Annotated in this window: 19 protein-coding genes; 12 read left to right on the forward strand and 7 right to left on the reverse strand. The window is 54.5% G+C overall.

The genetic code is table 11. The features are described from left to right. Positions 1 to 19: 19 nt before the first annotated feature. From F624_RS0122910 to F624_RS34280, 6 genes are all read right to left on the reverse strand, one after another. The gene (locus tag F624_RS0122910; RefSeq protein ID WP_043426537.1) at positions 20 to 439 is read right to left on the reverse strand and encodes a lytic transglycosylase domain-containing protein; all 420 of its coding nucleotides are present in this window, start codon (positions 437 to 439) and stop codon (positions 20 to 22) included. Between the two features lie 139 nt (positions 440 to 578). Continuing rightward, positions 579 to 1,277, reverse strand: coding sequence for an EAL domain-containing protein (locus tag F624_RS0122915; RefSeq protein WP_031255943.1), 699 nt, complete (start codon positions 1,275 to 1,277; stop codon positions 579 to 581). 13 nt (positions 1,278 to 1,290) lie between these two features. Then, a complete protein-coding gene (locus tag F624_RS0122920) occupies positions 1,291 to 1,818 on the reverse strand; it encodes an IncC plasmid conjugative DNA transfer DtrJ family protein (protein ID WP_019576707.1) in 528 nt (175 codons plus the stop codon). Then, positions 1,818 to 3,728 (reverse strand): conjugative transfer system coupling protein TraD, encoded by a 1,911-nt coding sequence (traD, locus tag F624_RS0122925; RefSeq protein WP_211224173.1) that lies wholly within the window; start codon positions 3,726 to 3,728, stop codon positions 1,818 to 1,820. The genes F624_RS0122920 and traD overlap by 1 nt, the downstream gene beginning before the upstream one ends. A 2-nt stretch (positions 3,729 to 3,730) precedes the next feature. Continuing rightward, complete coding sequence (locus F624_RS0122930; protein WP_019576708.1) at positions 3,731 to 4,123, reverse strand: hypothetical protein; 393 nt, start codon at positions 4,121 to 4,123, stop codon at positions 3,731 to 3,733. Between the two features lie 163 nt (positions 4,124 to 4,286). Beyond that, complete coding sequence (locus tag F624_RS34280; RefSeq protein WP_084679615.1) at positions 4,287 to 4,631, reverse strand: H-NS histone family protein; 345 nt, start codon at positions 4,629 to 4,631, stop codon at positions 4,287 to 4,289. Positions 4,632 to 5,202: 571 nt separating this feature from the next. Between F624_RS34280 and F624_RS0122935 the strand changes: the two genes are divergently transcribed. The 11 genes from F624_RS0122935 (at position 5,203) to F624_RS0122995 (ending at position 16,346) form a co-directional block, all read left to right on the forward strand. Then, positions 5,203 to 6,252, forward strand: a complete 1,050-nt coding sequence (locus tag F624_RS0122935) for a ParA family protein (RefSeq protein ID WP_043426517.1) — start codon at positions 5,203 to 5,205, stop codon at positions 6,250 to 6,252. A gap of 8 nt (positions 6,253 to 6,260) precedes the next feature. Continuing rightward, on the forward strand, positions 6,261 to 7,349 hold the full coding sequence (locus F624_RS34285) for a ParB/RepB/Spo0J family partition protein (protein WP_084679616.1): 1,089 nt from the start codon (positions 6,261 to 6,263) through the stop codon (positions 7,347 to 7,349). Positions 7,350 to 8,829: 1,480 nt separating this feature from the next. After that, positions 8,830 to 9,774, forward strand: coding sequence for a helix-turn-helix domain-containing protein (locus F624_RS34985; RefSeq protein WP_157443583.1), 945 nt, complete (start codon positions 8,830 to 8,832; stop codon positions 9,772 to 9,774). 186 nt (positions 9,775 to 9,960) lie between these two features. Beyond that, positions 9,961 to 10,635 carry a DNA-binding protein gene (locus tag F624_RS34290; RefSeq protein ID WP_084679617.1) on the forward strand — a complete coding sequence of 225 codons (675 nt, stop codon included), beginning with the start codon at positions 9,961 to 9,963 and terminating at the stop codon, positions 10,633 to 10,635. 1,150 nt (positions 10,636 to 11,785) lie between these two features. Beyond that, positions 11,786 to 12,313: a hypothetical protein gene (locus F624_RS34990; RefSeq protein WP_157443584.1), complete on the forward strand. Its 528-nt coding sequence runs from the start codon at positions 11,786 to 11,788 to the stop codon at positions 12,311 to 12,313. A gap of 261 nt (positions 12,314 to 12,574) precedes the next feature. Beyond that, positions 12,575 to 14,281, forward strand: coding sequence for a hypothetical protein (locus F624_RS34995; RefSeq protein WP_157443585.1), 1,707 nt, complete (start codon positions 12,575 to 12,577; stop codon positions 14,279 to 14,281). Between the two features lie 71 nt (positions 14,282 to 14,352). Next, positions 14,353 to 14,709 carry a DUF6283 family protein gene (locus F624_RS0122975; protein WP_051107497.1) on the forward strand — a complete coding sequence of 119 codons (357 nt, stop codon included), beginning with the start codon at positions 14,353 to 14,355 and terminating at the stop codon, positions 14,707 to 14,709. Next, positions 14,693 to 14,965, forward strand: a complete 273-nt coding sequence (locus tag F624_RS0122980; protein ID WP_019576718.1) for a hypothetical protein — start codon at positions 14,693 to 14,695, stop codon at positions 14,963 to 14,965. The genes F624_RS0122975 and F624_RS0122980 overlap by 17 nt, the downstream gene beginning before the upstream one ends. A 31-nt stretch (positions 14,966 to 14,996) precedes the next feature. Beyond that, entirely contained in the window at positions 14,997 to 15,410 is a 414-nt protein-coding gene (locus F624_RS0122985; RefSeq protein WP_019576719.1) for a hypothetical protein, read from the forward strand. A 17-nt stretch (positions 15,411 to 15,427) separates the two neighbouring features. After that, positions 15,428 to 15,655 carry a hypothetical protein gene (locus F624_RS0122990; protein ID WP_157443586.1) on the forward strand — a complete coding sequence of 76 codons (228 nt, stop codon included), beginning with the start codon at positions 15,428 to 15,430 and terminating at the stop codon, positions 15,653 to 15,655. 52 nt (positions 15,656 to 15,707) lie between these two features. Beyond that, positions 15,708 to 16,346, forward strand: a complete 639-nt coding sequence (locus F624_RS0122995; RefSeq protein ID WP_019576721.1) for a DUF2786 domain-containing protein — start codon at positions 15,708 to 15,710, stop codon at positions 16,344 to 16,346. Here the strand turns inward: F624_RS0122995 and F624_RS0123000 are convergent. After that, a complete protein-coding gene (locus F624_RS0123000; protein ID WP_157443587.1) occupies positions 16,309 to 17,202 on the reverse strand; it encodes a hypothetical protein in 894 nt (297 codons plus the stop codon). The two genes, F624_RS0122995 and F624_RS0123000, sit on opposite strands and share 38 nt — an antisense overlap. Positions 17,203 to 17,560: 358 nt before the next feature. Here F624_RS0123000 and F624_RS35000 point away from each other — a divergent pair, with 358 nt between their 5' ends. Next, positions 17,561 to 18,616 carry a hypothetical protein gene (locus F624_RS35000; RefSeq protein WP_157443588.1) on the forward strand — a complete coding sequence of 352 codons (1,056 nt, stop codon included), beginning with the start codon at positions 17,561 to 17,563 and terminating at the stop codon, positions 18,614 to 18,616. Positions 18,617 to 18,796: the final 180 nt, after the last annotated feature.

An 18,796-nucleotide genomic window follows, 5' to 3' on the forward strand; every position in this document is an offset into this window, starting at 1 on the left:
ACCTCTCCAGGGTGAAATTTCAGTTTTGAATCTTGCCGAGCACACTTGCGACCTTGCGTGCGTAGAGCAGTCGCTTTGACTCAGAGCGTGCGTTGTAGGCTCCTACTGCGTTCCAAGTCATGCCCATGCGGTACACGTTTTCCGCAAGCAACCACGCCCCGACATGCGTATTGATGCAAGGGTCTAAAAGCTTGCTTTCATCAATCCCGTACTTGGCCAATCGCGGTAGCCACGAACTGTTGATCTGCATGTGACCAATGTCGTAACTCCCATCCTTGTTTGGTTTGCTGATGGCCCGTGGATTGCCATCGGACTCAACCTGGGAGATGGCCTTCAACACATCAACGGGCAGGCTGTATCGCTGCGCCGCGTCTTCAAAACAGGACGCGTACGCACTTGTGCCGATGATGAAAATCAGGGATGCGAGAACCTTCCACATGGTCATCGATCCTACGGATGCAAGCGCTTCAGAATGGTCCGAAAGACACGCGTAAAGAGAAGAGTTCAAGGATTTCCTTGAATCTCGGTCTCTACCTCAGTGCAGGCGCTATCCGGAAGCGCTTCCTGGTCCAGGTCGGCTACGCGACCATGGCATGCGGCATGAATGCCATCGAATCGCGAGCCATGACGCCCGGAGGAGTAAAGGCAGCTGGCAAGTCGTGCTCGACCAGCAGGTCGCACCAATAGCCTTGCAGCTCTGTCGCCCCAAACGCTTGGGCCATAGATGCGGCTTCGCGTGTTTCGATCTGCTCCACGACCAGCGCTGTTCTTGGGTGGATGCCATGGGATGCCAGCAAACGCAAGGCCTCTGGCTCATTCACCTTGACTATCTCAGGCGTCAGATCTTTCAGCATTCGGCATTCAATCTCTGTTCCTGTCCAGTCGTCCAGGGCGATTCGGGCCCCCACACGTTTCAGGACCATCATCGAGATCGAGAAGCGCTCCATGACAAACTTGCCATCCAGGTTCTCGTTGCGCTCCACCAGCTCCACCACCACCCCCGGCTGGATGTTGGCCAGCATTGCCTCCATCCATTCGGCAGATTGGAGTGAGGGGATTTCAGCGTTGCAATGGATCCGCATCTCTCCCTTGTAGTGCTTGGCCAGTAGGGATGCCATCTCCATGGCGTGAATGTCGGCCGCAAGCATGACGTTTGGATCACTGAAATCAAGCCGATGTCGCGCCAGCAATTCAAGGCCCCTCACCTGCTTCGTAGATGCACAGAGAATTGGCTGTGCACGGAAGTTGCGCATAGCGATGTCGATTGGGGATTTCATTGCTGTAACTCCATCAGATGCGCTTTTGAAGATTCGCCATCCAGACCCACCACGAAAAGGAAAGCACCGCGATCGCTACAGGGGCCACGATGGTCGATACGAAAATCGGAGCAAACAGCCACACCACCAGACATATCGCCACGAGCTTGGCCAGGTCTACCCCGGCCTTGTGCAAGCGCGGGCTTTGAGAGGTAAAGGAGGCCTTGGCAATCTCACGTTGGTAGTAGCCGTCAATGAACGCAGCCAGCAGGCATGGCAACGCGAAGACGAGCCACATCCCGATCATTCCTACGCGGTAGAGAAAGATGTGCGTCCATATCGCGGCGGCATGGACCCGTTCAACGACCCAGGTGTCAATCTTCTTGTTGCCGCTTTGTGCGGCCTGTTCCATCGCGTCTCCAGCCTCATGATTGACGACCGTCAGTGCATCAAGAATGCGCTCCATGATCCACTGATCAGTGTCCTCTCCAAGCCATGCAACGATTTGCCTTTGCTCCTTTGAGCGCAGTTCATCAAAGGTCTTGACGGGAACGAAGGCCATCACCGCCAGAGATCCAAAGAGGACGATGACGAGCAATAGCGAAGCGAACGAATGCTTATTGCCGTCTGATGAAGATTTGCTTGCCATGCTTGCTCACTGCAGGATTGGAATGCGCGCCTTGAAGGTTCGCCCCCAGACATGCGCGCGTAGTAATGCAGTGGGGGCAGCTCGCTGAGAACCCCTGGAGGAATCAGGTCAGCCTCTTCCGCCGTTGACTGCTCCTGGTAGGCCGCTCCGTACTCTTCACTGATGGTGGTGGTCAGACTGTGGCCGTATCGAACGGACATCGACTGCGCCTTGATCTTCGGGATCCCCTCGGCCAGGTACTGTTGGGTCTCAGCATCGAGAACCCGCAAAATGAACTTGTTGTTCGTGTTGGCAAGCACCTGGCGTGCCTTGTTTTCGTCGCCTAAACGAGCGGCGAAGTCAGCGAACGTCTGGGTCGCCACATACAACTTGAAGCCAGCTCCACGGCCTTTGTTGAGCAACTGGATCGTCGGCCCGTTGATGACCTCTGCAGCCTCGTCAACGAAGACGTTGATCACCTTCTTCTCGTCAAGGCCGTAGTTGTACCGGTCGCCAGCGACCGCGGTCATGTCCGCAAGCATCACTGAGCCAATGGCACTACCCACTGTCGCGTCTGCCAGTGAGTCCAGGCCCATGTAGCAAACCATGTCGTTGCGCACAATTCGAGCGGTATCCATCACCACCTTCCCTTCGGAAGCCTCGAAGTCTGGTGACAGGAGCTGGTCCAACGGCTCTGTCGTGAGCATCGACAAGATCGGAATGAGTGAGGCCACCATCTTCGAGAAGTGGTCACGGTTGTGCTCGAACGTTGAAATCAGGCCTGAAAGGTCTACGTTGGGGGTTTCGTGGATCACGACCTGCTTGTAGAACTGGATGTAGCCCTTGACCACAGCCTGTGGGTCTTTGTTGCCTTGGGCCTTGATGTGTGGAGCTACCTTGGACTCCCAGTTGTCCACGTGGTTGCGGAAGTGAACACGCAAGGCCTTCACAAGCAGATCATCAGGACCACCCTCGATGTACCTCCTCAGTGCAACCAGGTTGGGACGCTCGCCTGTGGCGAGCAAGCCGCCGCAGATGTCTTGCAGAACCTTCCAGCCGAAGGCCACGAATGCATCGGTCCCCGTCTCAGACGGGATCAAGGCAGAGACACGGGATGCGAGTTCGGTCTTGCGGTTGAAGTTGCGCAGGGGGTCAATGCAGGCCGACTTCGTTGGGTGGGCTGGATTGAAGTAGACGAATCGCTCTGGTTGGCCCATGGCTTCGCATACCCTACGGGCGTTGTTGGCCAGGCCATGATCCCCTTTGGGATCGATGATGAACACGGCTTCTCCCCGCAGGATGCATTGAGCGATCAACAAGTCAAAGAGTCGTGTTTTGCCCACGCCGGTAGACCCAACGATCAGGGTGTGACCTTCGAGCAGTTCCAACGCGGCGCCTATGTGTTCCTCTTTGGCCAAGCCATGAAGCCAAAAGCTCCCATTGGCATGCAGCCCATCCTTTCCGAGGACTTTCGCCACGCCGGCCCCCATCAGGTTGTGCATCTTGTTGGCTTCGATGTCGGTCCAATGAAAGCCCTTGCCAAGCCACATCTCTCCCTTCTTCTTGAAGGTCTCTGTGATCTTCTGCATCTCGGGGATGGTCGTGAACTCCTTTTCAGCCAAGCCTGTACGCCACTTGTCTGACGCCCTTTCCCAGGCTGTGTAGGTCCGCCACATACCGACCAGGCCGCAGGCCGAGGCCGTGATCATGCCGAAGCTCGTCGGCGGGGGCAGCCACGTTGCCGTGGCCACGCATCCCACAGTACCCATGAGCCAAGAGGCCGCTTGGCGCCCTTCATAGATGGGCCGCCAAGGGTTGTCGAAGTCGAACAGATCCTTGGCCATACCTATTTGCTGATCTGGGTTGATGCGGCGGCCAAATTGGAATTACTAGCTGGCGCGATGGAGAACAAATGCGCAGCCTTGCTCATGATGGACTCAACAGTCACTTCGCAAGCTGGCTCGTTCTCAGATGCTGGCACCATGCTGTTGGCCAGCAAGCGCTTGATCTTTTCGTAGCGAGGGTGAGGCTTGGAGATCAGCACCCTCGTCAGACCCGATCCATCGTGCCGTTGCGTGCTTGTCCTCCAACTGCCGATGTACTTGACCGGGTATCTGGTGCCAAGGATTCGAATCGCGCCACTTGCCAGTTGGAGCAGCACAACGTAGCCCCCTTCGTCTGAATTGGCGTCCCTGACAACCAATTCCATTTCCTCCGGCCTTCCGTCGTACAGCCACACTTTTTGCTCTCCTCACAACACGTTTGATGCAGTGAGAATAGCAACTGACTTTCAGCAAATTTGCCGTAAAAGTTCGTGTTTACGTCGCATTTCGCAGAAATTTCCAAACAATGGGGTCCACAAACAAGAAAGGCCCCTTAGGGCCTTGATGCTTGAAAGTGACTTATGGCGCTTGCTTGATCCGGTAGGTCTCAATGCTCTCACCCCTGCCCTCGATCGCCAACACCCACTTGGGCTTGCGTCCTGGCCCACCAGACCACTCCTCACCGGTTGCAGGATTTCGATACTTCATGACGCGATCTTTGCGCGGAGGCCGGCGAGGCGATGTCTCGCCTGTGCCCTTGCGAGCCATCTTCAGATTGGGAAACAGTTCTTCAGGCGAAATATCGAATTCCTCAATTTTTGTTTGCATTTCCGCAATTACGGTGGCGAGCAAAGCATGCCGTGCAGCCGCAACTTTTTCGCGCAAGGCATCGTATTGTTCTTTGAGGCTTCGATAGTCTTCCATTGCAATTCCTGACTGGGGCTCGCTCCATTATAGGCAAATCAGTTTCTTGGCCTCAATCGAATTGTTGCCCACCTCAAATTTCGCATTTGTGAATTATTTGCACAATTCAATTACTGAATTGATTGCAATTCTGCTGCCATCTGCTTTGATCTTCATGCATCGTCTTTCACATCAGCATTGCCAGGATTGCAATCACGCTCTGTGTATACCGATGCCGTCGCGGTCCTGGGTGCTCAGAGACGACCCGACGCACGACACCGGAGAACCCAACCCCCAGTTAACTGTATTTAATTACAGTGTCAACCAGTAGGGAGCACTTTTCTGCGAATGCCTCACTAGAACGAAGTTTCTCGCCCAATTCTTGGGTTTCACAATTTTTACAATTTGCTAGCTGGTGCTGACCGAACTCACCGCGAGGACAGCGCTTCGCAAGTCGTGATCGGCACATCCGGCCGCAATCTTCTGAAGTCTTCTTTGCTGCGGATACTTTTTATCTGCTTTTTTCAAAAAAACTTGTCAAAGTTCTATCCGTGCTGTATCTTCGCTGCCATCCACAGTCTCGGCCCTCAGCATGACACGTCCTATCGAATTCAAAACCTCAGTCGCAACCCAACTTTGCGGTCTGAACCTGACCCCAAAGAAGTTGCTGGAACTGGTGGGACGTGACAAGCCAGCTGGACAACATCACATGCGCTACACCCCCAGTGACATGCGCGCAGTGTGGTTCCGCTCCCAGGACTTGCCTGTTCCTGACCGTGATCAAATTTCGATCACAGACACGGCCAAATTGCCGCCGGTCATCGTGACCCGCATGACAAAGGGTGGCGTTGGCAAAACCAGCGTTGCAGTCAATGTCGCAGCAAGTCTGGCGATGATGGGCTATCGCATCCTGGTGATCGACGCAGATCCGCAGGCCTCGGCTAGTAATTTGCTCGGGATCGAGACATCCGCTTACGACAGCAATCTCACCCACATTGGTGACTTCCTGAAGCTGAGTACAAACACCCCGGACGAGAACCTTCCTTCTGCTATCAAGCAGATCTATGAAGGCGGCTTCCTTGACCTAATTCCTGCCGACATCACGCTGGCTGAAGCCGATGCATCGTTGGTAACTGCGATGAGTTCGCATTCCCGTGCGGAGCTATTTTTCTCTCGCAATTCCTCGTTTCTTGGTCAACGCTACGACGCCATCGTTGTTGATACAGCACCTGGCACAACACCCATTGGCTTGGCATTCACATACGCAGCTCGCCAGGCCGGAAAGGTGCTGACCGTAGTCGAACCAGAAGGTAGCTGCTTGCGTGCGCTGGACTCGTTGGCGAGCAACCTTGAAGAGATCAAAGCGCTGACCCATGCCATTGTTGGCATGGAGGTTGTCATCAACAAATATCACCCGTCTCTTAAGCACGTCCGAGACTCAATGAGTTTCCTGTACGCCAAGTATGGGTCGATGCTCAACGACACGATCATCCCGCAATACTCTGGTTTTGCCAGGCAGATCAACCCAACCAACAAACTCCCGGCTCCTCTTGTCGAGCTGGAACCCTCCTCTTCTGGATCGAGCGCAATGTTCGAAGTTTCGAAGAGCCTCATCACCAGCTTTGGCATTCGGATGGCCTAAGGATCACTATGGCTGCTCGTCAACCTATCAAACTTTCTGGACTTATCTCCAAGGGTGCCATTGCGCCACTTGCGACCCCTCCTACTTCGGAGTCGGCTGACGCACCTCAACCGAATCCGATCAAGTCCGATCCGGCATTGCCCGCACAACGTGCGCACGCGCCGTTTCTCAGCCCAGTCAATGCAACTGAGAATCATTCAAACAATGATGCGAATCTTCGCAGCGTTGGCCCGCACAAGTTCTATGAACAGCTGATTGATGTGTCGCTCATTGATGCGAATCCATTCGCACCGCGAGAGATCTACACATCGGAAATGTTGCTCACAAGAGCCGAGGAACTTCGGACTCAGGGGCAACATGATCCCATCCATGTCATCCCGCACCCTGTTGACGCTGGTCGATTCATGATCGCGGACGGCTGGACGCGCGTGCAGTCCTGCCAACTTCACCAAGCGCTTCCGCGCCTTCGTGCACAGGTCTACCTGGACATGACACCGCTTCAGGCTGGGTGGTTCGGATACGAGTCCAACGAGGGTCGTGAGGCGGCCAGTGACTATGACAGAGGGATGTTTTACGCCAAGCTCCTTGCCGAGGGTGAGTCTCAGACAAGCGTGGCCGAGCGCGTGGGCATTTCGAAGACAGCACTGACCATGTTCCTGGCCTTCCACAAGCTTCCCGATGAAGTTCATTCAATCATCACGGAGAATCCGAGGAAGTTTTCATACAAGGCCACCTACGAGATCAGTCGCATCTACGAAAAGGCTGGCGTTCGAAAAGCACTGGCCGTAGCGATCAAATTCGCAGCAGAGGATCTGCCTCTGAAGTGGCTGCTCAACCAGACTCAGGCTGTGCTTCATCCTACAAAGAGCACGCAGCCGCCTACTCAAAAGTACCTCCGGTATGCCAACGGCGTTTACAAACAACGTGGCGACACATTTGAGGTTTCAATGCAAGTGGCCCCCGAAAAGCGTGACCTTTTCGCATCCGAACTTGAAAAGCTTTTGAGCACCGTCGCAATCGACGCGCCACCAGCTGCAGAAATCGCCGACGACAAGCAGGGCAAAGAACCCCAGGCCAACGAGGAGAACAACCCGTGACCTTCACGTCACGTCAGACTGCAACAGTGCCCCTGATTCGCGAAAGCGACAGGGGCACTGGCACATTTGAGGCCCACTTTCGCCAACTTTCCGGCCAGCCGCCAATTTTCATCAACGATCTCCACAGCGTGCTTTCTGACGCCAATTCCTTCAATCCCACCAAAACTTTCGCCGCCCCTCACATTCCCCACAATCAACCCAATCACGGCGACTTTAATTTTTCTACACCCAAAGGGCAAAACAGCTCGGACGCCGCACCCCCCGACCTCTGTACTGTTTACACGAGTAAACAGCACCCCGCACACATCGTCTCTGCCCCACTGTTTACACACGTAAACACCCAGCCAACTCTCCCGAGCCCACCCGGTGTTTACACGAGTAAACACACAGTCACAGCCACCAACCCCGGCAACGTGTTTACACGCGTAAACACCCAACTCGCCATGCACTACCCGCATAGTGTTTACACGAGTAAACACACCACCAAACCAGCCGCGAGATCAACTGCGCCATCATCGACGCAAGCCAACACCACTCACTCCAAATTGGATGATGGTGTTTACTCGTGTAAACACCCAGCCGTAGAACCCAGCACTGGCGCCGTGTTTACACGAGTAAACAGCACCCCACACACACCAGGCAGCACCACCGTTTACACGCGTAAACACACTGCCTCAGGATTAGCCAATGCGGCGACGCCATGCGCACATCAGTCGCCAACCACGAATCCACCAATCACCGATCGAATGCGCAATTCGGGGCTGACCAGATTCGCCAAGGCCACGGCGTTTACACGAGTAAACACATCACACAAACCAATCGTTACTCAGCCGGGTCGCACTAGCACCCGAATCACAGGCGCACCATCGCTCAGGGACCCTGAAATCAACGTGAGGGATGCACTGTTTACACGAGTAAACGCGGGCACTCAGAGATTCCTGCGCCTGGGGGTTTACGCGTGTAAACAAGAAACATGCGAAAACCTGGGCTTAGGTTTATTCACACCCGATCCATCAGGGGTGTTTACACGTGTAAACGCGAGCGCTCATGCACTAGTGGCTGATCGTGTTTACACGCGTAAACAAGGGTGGCAGGCAAGTGCGGATGACGCTGCCTCAAAAGAATGCACGGCATTCGCAGCAGTCATTCGCTTGATGCCAGCGATCCCCGCCCTCCAGAGATCTGCGCCCGGTGCTGCTAGAGAAATGCAATGTCCCGATGCGGGCGAGAGACTCAAGAGATCTGTACATCAGAACCGTATTGATCAAGCGGCCATGCTGCATGAAAGGTTAGCCATGAGCTAGCAGTAAGAAAACAAAAAAGCCCTCAGGTCGCCAAACCTGAGGGCTCTTCCGGATTCTTGAGGAATCCACTCAAAACGACCTAACCGGCGCCAACCGGAAAATCGCAGATCAACGAGCGAATATTAGGTTTTCGAGTGGTTTTCGTCAAGGCTTTCGTGTCTTTTTCGGAGACTGCGATGAGTACGCTCACGCCTAAATATTTCCCAGCACCCATCACGCGCGCCGTGTTTCGCCTGCATGACTCAGATTCGTTCAAAGACCTCCCGGACGGATTTATTCGGATCGTCATCAGCATCATCAAGAAGATTGACCTTTCTTCGCCACGCAAGTCGATTTTTGCGAATCGAACCACCATTGCGGAAGAATCCGGAAAATCCGTAGAGACAGTCCAAAGAGCCATCAAGTGGCTTGAAGACAAGGGTTTCTTTGAACGCCAGCAAATTGCCAACCCTGGCCAGCGTGGCAGTCGTTCGCCCCTTACGCCTACCGACCTTTTCCTTGAGGCGGTGGAGTTGCATCCGGAAGGCCTGCGGTTTTCGCCTGGGCAGCATCAAGCGAACAATGCTAGCGCCTCCAGCTCGGCCCGAACATCGAGCAGCCTAGAGGGAATACCGACAGCAGGAACCCCCTCACAAGGCCGTTTCGTCCGACATGAAGGCATGACCATCCCAGCCGACCTGGTATGGCTCTGTAGGGGGCATGCATTGCGCCCATCGGCCGTCCTTCAACTCATGGGCCTTGCCTCCAAAGCCGGCAAGCGCCTGTCTACTGTGATCGAGGCAACAAAGCAGTACCTGTTGGCCCTCCATGGACGAGAGCTGTATGCCTACATCAAAGCTCTTCTGTCCAAAGATCGGGATTTTGGTCAGGTCTTGAAGGAAAAGTCGGCAGAGCTGGAAAGTTCTCAAACCAGCGAGTTCTTGAGAGAAAAGGCGCAAATTTTGGAAGGCCGATCTTTTACCAATGCAGATGGCACCACAAGGTACGCCATTGAAGGCGGGCTGCTGGTGGTCCTCAAAGACGGCCGACGCGCTGTGGCCCAACTGACAGAGAAGTTCCTCGACTCGATCAATTGCGGGCGAGTGCGGGAGCGGTGGATAACTCGTGCGCAGGCCTCCTAACACCTGTCAAAGATGACGCCTCTGTATCCATAGATTTAACAGTCTTTCAGAAAACAGTCGATGCCGACTTTTTGTTATCCACAGGAATGGAAAACTTCGTCAATAGGTCAAGTCCACTGTAATTTTTGGCAGTAATACACTACATTACAGGCCATTACTACATCCATTACAGATGGGGCACACACCATGTCCAAGCGAGACAGCGTTTTTGCAGCGGCTGATGAAATGGCCAAACGTGGCGAGAAGCCAACCGTCGAGAAGATCAGAATGGAAACCGGAGGTAGCTACACGACGTTGACGCCATTGCTTCGCGAGTGGAACGAACTCCAGGCAGCGAAGAAGCTTCAGACAGCACCGCCGCCGGAAGATCTTCACCAGGTCGTCACGAATGTGCTGAACGATTTATGGATCCGGGCCTGCGCCAGTGCGGACGCACGACTGAATCTAGAGCGGGAGAGCATGACCAAGCAGGCAGAACAGGCCAGAAAAGAATCTGAAGAACTGCAGTCGCTCGCTGATCGCCTCGAAGAAACGGTGGAGCGCCAGCAAGGCGTTATCAAGGACCAAGAGGCTTCGATGACAGAACTGAAGTCCAGCCTGCTTGCAGCCCAGCAAAAGCTAAGCGAGGTAGAGGCGGCACTCAGCGCACCGGGGCAAGGCCTTACCGTCTCCTGCTGGCGCCTCAGGTGCCGAGTGGAAAAGGCTGTTGAACCAGATGTTCGACCTCTCCATGGAGCAGGACTCCCGAACTGCGGAGGTGGAGGCCTTCGTGCGTACCCATGGCTACGCGCCCTTGCGCTTGGTGCTGTCGGGCACGGCCAAGCTCGTGGTCTACATGGCCCCCAAAGACGAAGAGCGTGATGACCGCCTGCTGGAACACACGTGGGTGCACCGCGTCACGCTGGCGCGCGGCAAAGCCGGGTATGTCGAAGAATCGCGGCGTTGGGCCACCATGACCGTGAAGTCTGCGGCCGAGACCACGCTGCACGAATGGCCTGGGGCTGCTGAATGGCTGAAGTCGTCCCCATTCGATACCTTTGAGCGCAAGTCACAGCTGCTGGGCCGTTTGGACCAGTTCCATGAAGCGATCAAATCCTTCACAGGGCCGATGAGCAAGCAGACGTTCGACGTTCTCATGGGGCGCTTCAAGACGGTCATGGACGCCGCCAACAACCCAGGAGCCAGGTTGCGGTTTCCCGTCCTGGCGTTCCCGGTTGGCCTGGTCTTCCATCCCAGAAGCGGTGAGATGAGCTACCTCTGTGTCGGTACCCGCAGGCCGTATCGATTTCTGGCAGCGCTGGCGCCGGATTTGAAGGGCTCAATGCAGGTGGTCGAGTCGATGCGCTGGTGGTTTTCGAACGAACGTCAGTTCCAAAAGCGCTGGAATCAGGCCCCGGACGCTCGCAACGACTGGCGCATCCTGCAGTGCCCGATCGACGCGTTCTCGACCGAGTTCGGAAACTTTGTGAAGCCAGCAAAGCTGGATCATGCGGTGAAGGTGGTGGATCCCCCTGTGAGCGCCTTGCTGGCTGATTGGTATGAACTGGGGGTGCAGTCACTGGAGGGCTCCGCGAAGATCCTGACATCTCCAGCGCTGCTGGGGGCAGATGGTCGGCTCGATGTTGATCAGCTGCTCGGGATCCGTCAGATTGAGGGCCTGGACCCCATGGAGACCCTGGTCATTCGAATCCGTGGTGATGGCGCTCCTAGGCTGAATTGGTGCTTTGATGTGGCCACGGTGGGCACCCCCATGCCGAGCTTTGGTGGACTCAGTATCCCAGAGGGGTGCTCCATGAGCAGCTCGTACGAAACGTCGGTTCACGCAGCAGCTGCGCGGGAGTTCCGAGAGGCGCTCACGCTGAAGGAGTTTGGGCCGGGGGCCCGACTCGTGAACGCCAGAGATCTGCCCGACGCGCCGCAAGCCAGTGAGGGGGTGGAGCGGTGGTTTGTTGTGCATGATCGATCAGAATGATTAGGATGGGTCGTTTTTGGAACAGGGACATAGCAACATATGAATGACATTGGTAATAAATCACCGAAGTCTCAAGCAGATATTCGATCGATTGGGGATGGCCGTGGATCTATTCGGCAATTGGCTGGTGCCATCGAAGAGACTGGACGGCAAAGAGGGCTGTCAAGATCCGAGATTGCCGGAATTCTTGGAATAACAATTGGATATTTCAACGCGCTGCTTGCTGACTCGGGAGATAAAAGCAGGGCTCTCGGTCGTCCGCTTCTTGAGGCGAGCGCGGGCTTCCTCGGTCAAAGTGTCATCGGGGTCATGCTGATGGCGGGGCTTCTTGATTATGAGGATCTAGTGTTTACTCCCAATCATGAGGAAGCACTAGATTCTTTCTACTCTCGATTTAGCGCAGATCCGCTCTTGTGTGGGATGCTGCCGACCTGGGCTGAATGGAAGGGGGGATCAGTTCTCTCTGATGCAAGTAAATACAGACTTGTACACCTTTTTTCAATCGCATTGGGTCAAAAGATATTGGAGAGTGAAGAATTCAGGCATGCACGATTCCGTGTTGATTAATGAGTGTGAAAGTTCCTTCTGAGATTTGTTTCTGTTTGTTGAGTTGGTTCTAAAGGTGGGCGGGCTGGTTCATGAGGTATGTTTTATATCTGATTGTTTTGGTGCTTGGATTTACCTATGGCTGGGTTTCCTTCATGGAGCCTGGAAATGTTCGTGAAGATGCATCCTTGTCTTGCCTGGAGCAAATGAAGATTTCGACTGGGGACAAGGAGGCGGAGGCGAAAGCTGATAAAGCATGTCGGCTCGCGAATGAAGTCCGGAGTGGACATCGCTGAAATACCATTCCTAGAATTTGTTGCTACAGACTATAGCCAGTCCTTCACATTTTCGATTCCTATGAATTCACCAGTCTCCGTAGATACCAGTTCTCTCTTGACAATGCTTGGGCTGTTGGCTGCGGTTTGGGCCGTCATTCCTGTTAATTCCAAGCTCGGCTTTAGGTTGAGTCTTCGGTGGTTTGAGCGGATTTTCATTGCTGCCATGCTGGTGGTGATCCATCTTGTAGTTTTTGAGTCGCTTCTTTTGTATTTTGCGGGTTTTCCTATAACGCCTGCCTGGTGGCCTTTGGATAAAAATACAACCTTGTATTTGCTCTGCCTTGTTTTGGCGCTGTTTGTTTATGGCAGAAATAGCGGCTCGAAAATAACAAAGTGGAATATTGGTGTTTTTGACGAGTTGACGACTTCGCTCTTGCACGCAGGGAAATTCGATGAGCTTTCTGAGTTGCTTCAGCGCTACTTGGAATCGGTGCTGGATCTGGCGTCTTCTGATGGTGTTCGTTCCCGGTTGGCCGCTGCAATTCGGTCTTCTCGTGGTGATTTCCACATCACGTTTGAAGATGATGGGCGGGTCACCTTGGGTAGAAATGACCCAGTGAGATGGTATTCCCGGCAGTTGTTCTCAATACGTGACTGGCTTGCAGATGTGATTGGTCCATCAGAACGGGCCAAGCGTCGGGCAAGAATTGTTGCGCATCGACTGTTATCTTCAAGAAAGCTCACAGCCCGCTTGGCTATTTCGCAACCCTACCTCTGTTTGCGAATCATGGAGCGGGCTATTCAGGTTTTTGATGGATTCCAAGATAACTTTTTTGAAGAACTTCTTGCCAATGATTCGAGTATTTTGTACAGCGAGGTGATGGGTAACGATAACTTTGCCGGAGGTCAAGGTCGTCGGCTGAGGTTGCCAGAGGAGAATAGGCTCATTCGGTTTTATTGTGCTGATGTTGCCGTTGCAGGTAAGTTCGGGGTATACAAGTCTATAGGTGAGGCTGTATTTAGGCGAATCGATGAAGATGATTCTTTCGTAAGAAGGCTCAATGGAAGATTGCTGACTTTTGTTGAAACCAGCAAGAAGCACGATCCGGTCTATATTGGTGTTTATTTTTTCAGGATAATGGTTTTTGAAGGCCTGCATCAGCGCTCGAATGACCATTTGTGGCTTCATTACATGCCGCTTTTTGCTGGGCGCCTTGTTGATCGCGCTCGTGCAGTTAGGCCGGGGGATGAAGTTGAAGAGTTTCCAACACCCCTGGCATATCTGCTCTATGAGATCACCTCAACAACCTGTGATTGGATTAGAGAGGCCGAGAATTTGGTTGAGCCTGGAGATGTGGTTTCAAGGGATGGCGATGTTGGTCCTTGTATTTACATTTGCTTCGAAGCTTCAGAGGCTATAGGGCGGGTTTTGAAGCATGTATTGATGAGTGAGAAATTTACCGATCGGTTTAAGACGATGATGCTGTGTACGGTTCTGCATGCATATCGTGACATCAGTCGCTGCAGTCATTTGTGGCTGCTTTCGTTGTCTTTGCAGAGGTATGTGATTTCTCCGTATGAGTTTTTTAGAGATGATGAGTATTTGAGTCTGTTGATGTATTATTATCGTTCTCAAGACCATGTGTTAACATCGGAAACCAAGAAGTTTGGCGATGCTATTGATGCTGCTCTGACGCAAAAATCCGATTAATGAATGAAATGATGCCTTCAATTTTTTGTTTAGCCTCCGTTCTTGGTTGAAGTGTTAATCAGGAATTCTGAATGCCCATCACCAAGCGCCCTTGTTCTAACTGCCCCTTTCGACGTGACGGTGCCGGCGTCGAGTTGCGCGAGGGCCGACTCCAGCAGATCGTCACAGGACTTCTGGCGGATGACACGCAGACCTTCGTGTGTCACAAGACATTGGATTCGGAACGCATGACCTGTGCTGGCGCCGTGGGCGTCGTGAGCAAGGCAGGGCGCCTGCCGGTGATCGCTCGACTGGGCCTGGTGTACGGCGTCATAACCCAGAACGACATTGAGGCTTCCGCTGCCATGGTGATTGACTCCCAGGCATTGGGGATTGGATTGGAGAGCCTTGATGAGTCAAAGGAGGCCCACCATGGATCAGCTTCCTGATCAAGTTCAGGTGAGCCAGGACGGACAAACAGTGTGGGTCCACAGCGCCGATGGAAGCACCGTGGGGCGCTTTTCAAAGCGGTTCGGCCTCGACGTGCATCGGACGGTGACGGAGCAGCTGCAGGGCGCATCCCAATGCTTGCACTGCACCCATGAGCCACCCAACCACGCTGAATGGGTGCTCTTCTGTCACCTCATGCGTGAGCATTTCGGAATTCAGGTGGACGTGGGCTTGCTGACCATGGCGCCAGTTTGACCCTCGCACGGCTTGTAATGGGAGAAAAGAGATGGTGAGTGCAGCCCTACAGCACAAGATCGACCAGCAGAGGGCTGCAGCCCCTTTGGAATTGCCCAAGGCCCGCCTCTGTGCTCGCGTGGTGCTGGCCGCCCTGGCAGAGGATCCTTCGGCCTCGGGCGGAGCGGATTTGGTTGCAGCCCTGGCAGCATTGAAAGCGGATCTCGGCCAAAGGTGGTCTGCGGTGACCGCGATTCAGTACATGTCCGGGCGCCAGGCGGAGTTCGCCGCTGAATGCGGGTTGCCGCAGGAGCGTGCGGGGCTGCTTTGGGCTCATCTGGTGGCCAAGGCCTTGGTTGATGGCGCGCAGCCTCTGGGGGGCCTCAGCAGCGCTCACGTGAATGCCTTGCAGGGACAGGCGCAGATGCTGGCGCAGGGGCTGTTTTCAGAGGAGAAGGTGCAATGAGTTGTGTGTACGAGGACATGGCTGACCTCATGGTCGCCTCGATGTCCGGGGCTGCTACCGGGATGAGCCGCGACGAGTTTGTCGCCTTGTTCAAGACCCGGTTTCCTGACGAGGCTGACTTCCGGGTCTTCTTGGCCCAGATGCGCGCTCACACCGCACAGATCCTCGGTTCAATGGCCACGGCTGGCGCCGCAAACGACCAGGGCCAGGCGCCAGCTGGTTCCCCGGCCAACCGTTCGCAGTGATGGCCGATCGCCGTAGACATACCTTCGCCCCCCACCGCTTGAAAGTCCACCCTTGAGCAGCTCTGAACTCGACCCGAAAATTCTGGCCAAGATCAAAAAGTGCTTGGCCCTGGCCACCTCTGACAACCCCAATGAGGCCGCCACAGCCATGCGTCAGGCCCACGCGCTCATGAGCAAGCACGGGTTGACTGCAGAGGCGATCACGCAGGCAGACATTGGCGAGGCCCAGACGGCCAGCCGAACGATGGCGCGCAACAAGCCCTCCAAGTGGGAAGCGGCGCTGGCTGGATTGGTCGCAAACGCCTTCGGCTGCAGGATGCTGATCGCGAGCATGGTGCCCAAGGAGGATGCCGAGCTGCCCAAGCGCAGCCAGGGCATTTTCAATGTCGGCAAGTACATCTTTGTCGGCCTCAAGAATCAGGTCGAAATCGCCGCGTACACGGCCCAAGTCCTGACCCGCAAGTGCCAGAAGGCTCGGGCCGCTTGGATCAAGGAGAAGTGCTCGGGCCTCTCGAAAAAGCCTGGGGGACGCAAGAGGACCACCGCCCACGGCGATGAGGGCGGGAGAACGTCGCCGAGATGCTCGTTGGTGGACGAGCTGAGAGGAGAGGGCATGGATTCAGGACGAGAAAGGCGATTGGCGGTGGTGGGTTTTATCGTGGGCGCACGTGGGGCCAGGTGCCCACAATAGGTTCTGAAAACCCCTTTGACCGCAGTGTGGTGATGGCAAGAACGATGTTTGATGTCGAGTAGGCCTGTAGCTCAAGGTCGGGCATGCCGCACTCAGGAGGGAGGGCCTTCTCCCACCCCTCGAAGACCGGCCATGGCGCCAGCTTTTGGCTTCCGTCCTGGGCCTGGACGCGCACCCAGTGTTGGCCCTCAGGCGAGCGTAAAACCGCCACGGAGAAGTTTCTGGTGTGCTGCCATGGCCAAGGTCGATTGGGAGCGGCCAGGGGCCTTTCTTGGGGCTTGCTGGGCTGCTCTCTGGTCTGGGAAAGCTTCTCCATGCGCTCAAGGAAACCCATTTTGGGCTGGCCCCGGTGCTGGCCAGCTGCATGAGCGCGCAGCGCCCGCAGCTTGGCGACGGCTTCGGCCCTTGCCTGCGCTGCCTGGACCTTGAAGCGCTCGATCAGCTCTGCTGTGTTGTCGATCAGCAGCTGGCGCTCTTCGTCTGTCAGTCGGCGCCCAGACCCTGAGGCGCCAGCATGCAGCGGCTGGCCAAGAGCCTTTGCAGATCCGTATCGCTTCGCAAAGCAGCTCGATCCCAGCGCCAGCAATTGGCCTCCTTCGTCCACCACGTGAATGGCAGCGTAAACACTGTGCTGGCATCCTGGCTGCTGACAGAGCACCCGGTTGGTTTGCGCGACGGCCACGATGGCCAGCAACTTGGCGTGCACGGGAGCCGAGGAAGTTGGGTTCGTTATTTGATATGTCATCTGAGGTGATTGTGTGGTGGTGGATCCGCTCTTGTCGTGCTCAAGGCCGTGAAAACCACCGGGGTACGGGTTTTCCAAAAGTCGTACCCTTTGACCGAGCACGAGTCCCATTGGTGCCCCTGACTCGACCCAGGCCTGAGCGCTTAGACTTCCCCCATATAAAGGGAGAGAGTGGATGGGAAACTGGAAGGCGGTCATCGCGAGCGTCCTGGTGCTTTGCGCGTTTGGGAATGAGGCACCAAACATTGATGCCCCGTCACTGCTTCAACGCCCCTTACCTGCAGGTGGGTGATTGCCACGGCCACCACCCGAGGGGTGCCCAGGAACTTGGCTGGGCCCATTCGGCACGGGGCCACGGGATGCGTTCAGTTCGAAATTTGTCATGTCATTTCCTATGAAGTTGATTTGAAATCGTCCCGGGGGACAGGCGATATCCTCCCCGGCCAGGTGACCCCTTTGGTACCGCAACATGGAAAACTTAGCGCGCCAGCATCATTCGAAAACGACATCCTCCGCCGTGCAACAGTCAGGCTCGTTCATATCTCCCTTTGAGCCGGTTGCTGTTCAGCGAGAGCTTGGCACCTATGGCAAGTTTCTGGATCTGACCCCGGGTCTTTTCAGTCCACCACATCCCGAGTTCATGGTCAGACTCGTGACTGATGCCGTAAGTCATCAGGCCTATTTGAGAGATGCCTTGGGTGGTCAGTTCAAGAACTTTGAAAATCATGTAAGAGGCAAGCATAAAGCCAGCGAGATAACTCTAAAGTCGATTGGGAGTGTGTCCAGATTGGACGTTGACCTTCTCAGAGGCCTTGGCGGCACCGCTCCTGATGGCCCATTGCTTGTCAACCTTTTAAATATATTCCAGGCAATTGAGGCACTTCCTGCATCCTTCGCAATTGGGATGCATCGCACTGAAATTCGGTGCAAATGTTGCGGCCATAACATCGTGGATGATGTCGCGCAGTGGTGGACGGAAAACGGGGCTGGTATACGTCAATCCGAATTCATTTTTGCTGAGCGTCTTTTGAAAGCCTTGGTGATGGTTTGTTGTCTGTGTTATTTTCCAATATTCACCTCACTGTCTGGCGCGAATCTCGTTTCAGAGTTGTTTGAAATTGCAGATCCCAAGCGGCATGCAATTGGCAACTGGCTATCGATGGTCCAGAAGTCAGCCTCCGCTAAGTCGCTTGTTGAATTGCATAAATTCATTTTTCGTGAGTCATCCCCTTCTGATTCCGAAATTGCCTATGGCAGGCTCAAGAAATGGGCGTCAGGACAGGATGTGATGCCATTTGAGGCGGCAGAGAGAGTTGCCAAGGCTGGTCGCTTAGGTGACGGATGGCGACCTCAACTGGTCAAAGCCAGATCGGTTGCTGTGATTGTCGATTTTGTTCATTCTTCACTGCCAGATTCTGGCGATGATCTTCAGATTCTTGCGCGGCAGATTGTGTTAGAACGAATCAAGAAAATCGACTTGAATTTTGGAACTATTGTCAGGCAGCATTACCTCAATAGGAGGTAATGTTCTACAATTAGGGGTAGGGTACTTTTTATTCAATCGATTGGTGGACTTTGTTTATGGGTGATTTGATATTTTTCGGTGCTCTGACTTGTATGGTGCTTATTGGGTTTGTATCTCTTGCATTTAGGGTTTTCCGTGGAAGGGATGTGAGTTCAAGCACTCAATCAATTTCGGCTGATT

The sequence above is a fragment of the Curvibacter lanceolatus ATCC 14669 genome (assembly GCF_000381265.1).
GTDB lineage: Bacteria > Pseudomonadota > Gammaproteobacteria > Burkholderiales > Burkholderiaceae_C > Curvibacter > Curvibacter lanceolatus.

Excerpts from the sequence above, each read along its gene's own strand:
- F624_RS0122910 (WP_043426537.1), bottom strand. The coding sequence starts at position 439 with ATGTGGAAGGTTCTCGCATCCCTGATTTTCATCATCGGCACAAGTGCG.
- F624_RS0122915 (WP_031255943.1), bottom strand. The coding sequence starts at position 1,277 with ATGAAATCCCCAATCGACATCGCTATGCGCAACTTCCGTGCACAGCCA.
- F624_RS0122920 (WP_019576707.1), bottom strand. The coding sequence starts at position 1,818 with ATGGCCTTCGTTCCCGTCAAGACCTTTGATGAACTGCGCTCAAAGGAG.
- traD (WP_211224173.1), bottom strand. The coding sequence starts at position 3,728 with ATGGCCAAGGATCTGTTCGACTTCGACAACCCTTGGCGGCCCATCTAT.
- F624_RS34280 (WP_084679615.1), bottom strand. The coding sequence starts at position 4,631 with ATGGAAGACTATCGAAGCCTCAAAGAACAATACGATGCCTTGCGCGAA.
- F624_RS0122935 (WP_043426517.1), top strand. The coding sequence starts at position 5,203 with ATGACACGTCCTATCGAATTCAAAACCTCAGTCGCAACCCAACTTTGC.
- F624_RS34285 (WP_084679616.1), top strand. The coding sequence starts at position 6,261 with ATGGCTGCTCGTCAACCTATCAAACTTTCTGGACTTATCTCCAAGGGT.
- F624_RS34985 (WP_157443583.1), top strand. The coding sequence starts at position 8,830 with ATGAGTACGCTCACGCCTAAATATTTCCCAGCACCCATCACGCGCGCC.
- F624_RS34290 (WP_084679617.1), top strand. The coding sequence starts at position 9,961 with ATGTCCAAGCGAGACAGCGTTTTTGCAGCGGCTGATGAAATGGCCAAA.
- F624_RS34990 (WP_157443584.1), top strand. The coding sequence starts at position 11,786 with ATGAATGACATTGGTAATAAATCACCGAAGTCTCAAGCAGATATTCGA.
- F624_RS0122975 (WP_051107497.1), top strand. The coding sequence starts at position 14,353 with ATGCCCATCACCAAGCGCCCTTGTTCTAACTGCCCCTTTCGACGTGAC.
- F624_RS0122980 (WP_019576718.1), top strand. The coding sequence starts at position 14,693 with ATGGATCAGCTTCCTGATCAAGTTCAGGTGAGCCAGGACGGACAAACA.
- F624_RS0122985 (WP_019576719.1), top strand. The coding sequence starts at position 14,997 with ATGGTGAGTGCAGCCCTACAGCACAAGATCGACCAGCAGAGGGCTGCA.
- F624_RS0122990 (WP_157443586.1), top strand. The coding sequence starts at position 15,428 with ATGGCTGACCTCATGGTCGCCTCGATGTCCGGGGCTGCTACCGGGATG.
- F624_RS0123000 (WP_157443587.1), bottom strand. The coding sequence starts at position 17,202 with ATGGGACTCGTGCTCGGTCAAAGGGTACGACTTTTGGAAAACCCGTAC.
- F624_RS35000 (WP_157443588.1), top strand. The coding sequence starts at position 17,561 with ATGGAAAACTTAGCGCGCCAGCATCATTCGAAAACGACATCCTCCGCC.